Annotated in this window: 3 protein-coding genes; all 3 read left to right on the forward strand. The window is 65.4% G+C overall.

The window, feature by feature from the left end; translation table 11 throughout:
- Positions 1-51 precede the first annotated feature (51 nt).
- The gene (gene hmgA, locus D2N39_RS22280; RefSeq protein ID WP_119136902.1) at positions 52-1347 is read left to right on the forward strand and encodes a homogentisate 1,2-dioxygenase; all 1296 of its coding nucleotides are present in this window, start codon (positions 52-54) and stop codon (positions 1345-1347) included.
- Entirely contained in the window at positions 1344-2579 is a 1236-nt protein-coding gene (fahA, locus tag D2N39_RS22285; RefSeq protein ID WP_119136903.1) for a fumarylacetoacetase, read from the forward strand. Before hmgA ends, fahA begins: the two co-directional genes overlap by 4 nt.
- Before the next feature lie 3 nt (positions 2580-2582).
- The coding region (locus D2N39_RS22290; RefSeq protein ID WP_147373548.1) for an MBL fold metallo-hydrolase at positions 2583-3475 on the forward strand (893 nt) is incomplete at its 3' end.

Consider the following 3475-nt stretch of genomic DNA (forward strand, 5'->3'; position numbering starts at 1 on the left):
TCCGGGCTTCGGCGTGCTGGTGGTATTTTTGCTGGCGGGCAGTTTGGGTACATGTCTGGTTTTGGGAATGATTTTGAGACGGAGGCCTTGTCGGGTGCTTTGCCTCAGGGTCAGAATTCGCCGCAGAAGTGTGAATACGGGCTTTATGCGGAGCAGCTTTCCGGGACGGCATTCACGGCGCCGCGGGGTCAGAACGAGCGGACGTGGTGTTACCGGATCCGGCCTTCGGTGAAGCATGTGGGTCGGTTTCGGAAGATTGAGGTGCCTTACTGGAAATCGGCGCCGAACATCGACCCGGATGTGATCTCGCTGGGGCAGTATCGCTGGGATCCGGTGCCGGTGGGGGACATGCCGCTGAGCTGGATCACCGGCATGCGCACTGTCACCACGGCGGGGGATGTGAACACACAGGTGGGCATGGCGAGCCATGTCTATCTGGTGACGCAGTCGATGCAGGACGAATATTTCTTCTCGGCCGACAGCGAATTGCTGGTGGTGCCGCAGGAGGGCAGGCTGCGCTTCTGCACCGAGCTTGGCATCATTGATCTGGAGCCGAAGGAGATTGCCATCATCCCGCGCGGTCTGGTTTACCGGGTGGAACTGCTGGACGGCCCGGCGCGCGGCTTCGTCTGTGAAAACTACGGCCAGAAATTCGACCTGCCCGGCCGCGGCCCGATCGGGGCGAACTGCCTCGCCAATCCGCGCGACTTCAAATGCCCGGTGGCGGCCTTCGAGGACCGCGAGGCGCATAGCCGCGTGGTGATCAAATGGTGCGGCCAGTTCCACGAGACCTTCATCGACCACAGCCCGCTGGATGTGGTGGCCTGGCACGGCAATTACTGCGCCTACAAATACGACCTGCGCACCTACAGCCCGGTCGGCGCCATCCTGTTCGATCACCCGGACCCGTCGATCTTCACGGTTCTGACCGCGCCTTCGGGGCAGGAGGGGACGGCGAACATCGACTTCGTGCTGTTCCGCGACCGCTGGATGGTGGCCGAGCACAGCTTCCGCCCGCCATGGTATCACAAGAACATCATGTCCGAGCTGATGGGCAACATCTATGGTGTCTATGATGCGAAACCGCAGGGTTTTGTGCCGGGTGGCATCTCGCTGCACAACATGATGCTGCCGCACGGGCCGGACCGCAACGCCTTCGAACATGGGTCGAACGAGCCGATGGTGCCGCATTACCAGGCCGAGACCATGCAGTTCATGTTCGAGACCCGCTTCCCGCAGCATCTGACGGAATTCGCCGCGAAAGAAGCGCCGCTTCAGGACGATTACGTCGATTGCTGGGACAGCCTTGAAAAGAAATTCGACGGCACGCCGGGGATCAAGGCATGACGCAGCAAAGCTGGCTGGCCTCGGCGCAGGGCGACACCGACTTCCCGATCCAGAACCTGCCCTGCGGCGTCTTCGACGATGGCCGGGGCGCGCGGATGGGGGTGGCCATCGGGGATATGATCCTCGATGTGGGCGCGGTGGATCACGGGCTGGACCCGGCGCTGTTCGCGGCCCCCGCCTGGAATGCGGTGATGGCGGCGGGGCCTGCGGTCTGGGCGGCGCTGCGGGCACGGCTGACCGATCTTCTGTCGGACCCGGCGCATCGCCCGGCGGTGGTGCCGCATCTGGTGCCGCAGGCGGGCGCGCGGCTGCTGATGCCCTTCGCGGTGGCGGAATATACCGATTTCTACGCCGGCAAGAACCATGCGGTGAATGTGGGCACCATGTTCCGCGGCGCCGAGAATGCGCTGCCGCCGAACTGGCTGTCGATCCCGATCGGCTATAACGGCCGGGCCTCGTCTGTCGTGGTCTCGGGCACGCCGGTCACCCGGCCCTGGGGTCAGGTGAAGGGCCCGGACGAGGCGCTGCCGCGCCTTGCGCCCTCGGCCCGCTTCGATCTGGAACTGGAGATGGGCGCCATCGTCGGCCAACCGTCGCAGGGCATGGTCTCGGTCGCCGAGGCCGACGAGATGATCTTCGGCTATGTGCTGCTGAACGACTGGTCGGCGCGCGACATCCAGGCCTGGGAATACCAGCCGCTCGGGCCGTTCCAGGCCAAGGCGACGGCGACGACGATCAGCCCCTGGATCGTGATGAAAGCGGCGCTGGAGCCGTTCCGCGTGGCGACGCCCGCGCGCGAACGCCCGCTGCTGCCCTATCTGCGTGAGCCGGGGCCAATGCTTTACGACATCGGGCTGACGGTCAGCCTCGCCCCCGGGGGCAAGGCCGAGACGGTGATCGCGCGCACCAATTACCGCGAGATGTATTATTCGGCGGCGCAGCAGCTGGCGCATCACACGACCTCGGGCTGTGCGATGCGGGTGGGCGATCTGCTGGGGTCGGGCACCATCTCGGGCGCCGCGAAGGACGCGCGCGGCTCGCTGCTGGAGCTGAGCTGGGGCGGGAAGGAACCGCTGACGCTGGAAACTGGCGAGACGCGCAGCTTCCTCGCAGACGGCGATACGCTGGTCTTGCGCGGCGCGGCGCAGGGCGCGGGCTACCGCATCGGATTTGGTGATTGCGCGGGGCAGGTGCTGCCCGCCATCGAACTGCCCGACTGGGCGAAGGAGTGAACCATGGCCAAGGCCTTCGCCTCGCAGGGCGACCTGTCTGAAAAGAAGATCAGCTTCACCGAAGTGGGCGAGGGGCTTTACGCCTTCACCGCCGAGGGCGACCCCAATACCGGCGTGATCATCGGCGATGAGTCCGTGATGATCGTCGAGGCGCAGGCGACGCCGCGTCTGGCGCGCAAGGTCATCGACTGCGTGCGCTCGGTCACCGACAAGCCGATCAGCCATGTCGTGCTGACGCATTACCACGCGGTGCGCGTGCTGGGCGCCAGCGCCTATGGCGCGCGGGAAATCATCATGTCCGACGTGGCCGCCGCCATGGTCGAGGAACGCGGGCAAGAGGACTGGGACAGCGAATTCGGCCGCTTCCCGCGCCTGTTCCAGGGCCATGAGGAAATCCCCGGCCTGACCCGCCCGACCACCACCTTCTCCGACAGCATGACGGTCTGGCTGGGCCGCCGCCGGGTGGACATCATGAAACTCGGCCGCGCCCATACCGCCGGTGACGCGGTGATCTGGGTGCCCGATCAGGAGGTGATGTTCACCGGCGATATCGTCGAATACCATTCCGCCTGCTATTGCGGCGACGGCCACTTCACGGACTGGCCCGAAACGCTCGCCAATATCGCGGCCTTTGAGCCCCGCGCCATCGCGCCCGGCCGCGGCGACGCGCTGGTGGGCGAGGAGATGGTCGCCAAAGCCATCGCCAATACCGCGGACTTCATCCGCTCCACCTACAAACCCGTCGAACGCGTCGTCGCCCGCGGCGGCTCCCTCAAAGAAGCATGGGACGCCGTCCGCGCCGCCTGCGACCCCAAATTCGCAAACTACGCCATCTACGAACACTGCCTCCCCTTCAACGTCGCTCGCGCATACGACGAAGCAAAAGGCATCGACAC

Source organism: Gemmobacter lutimaris, from assembly GCF_003570715.1.
Classification (GTDB): Bacteria; Pseudomonadota; Alphaproteobacteria; order Rhodobacterales; family Rhodobacteraceae; genus Gemmobacter; species Gemmobacter lutimaris.

Excerpts from the sequence above, each read along its gene's own strand:
- fahA (WP_119136903.1), top strand. The coding sequence starts at position 1,344 with ATGACGCAGCAAAGCTGGCTGGCCTCGGCGCAGGGCGACACCGACTTC.
- hmgA (WP_119136902.1), top strand. The coding sequence starts at position 52 with ATGTCTGGTTTTGGGAATGATTTTGAGACGGAGGCCTTGTCGGGTGCT.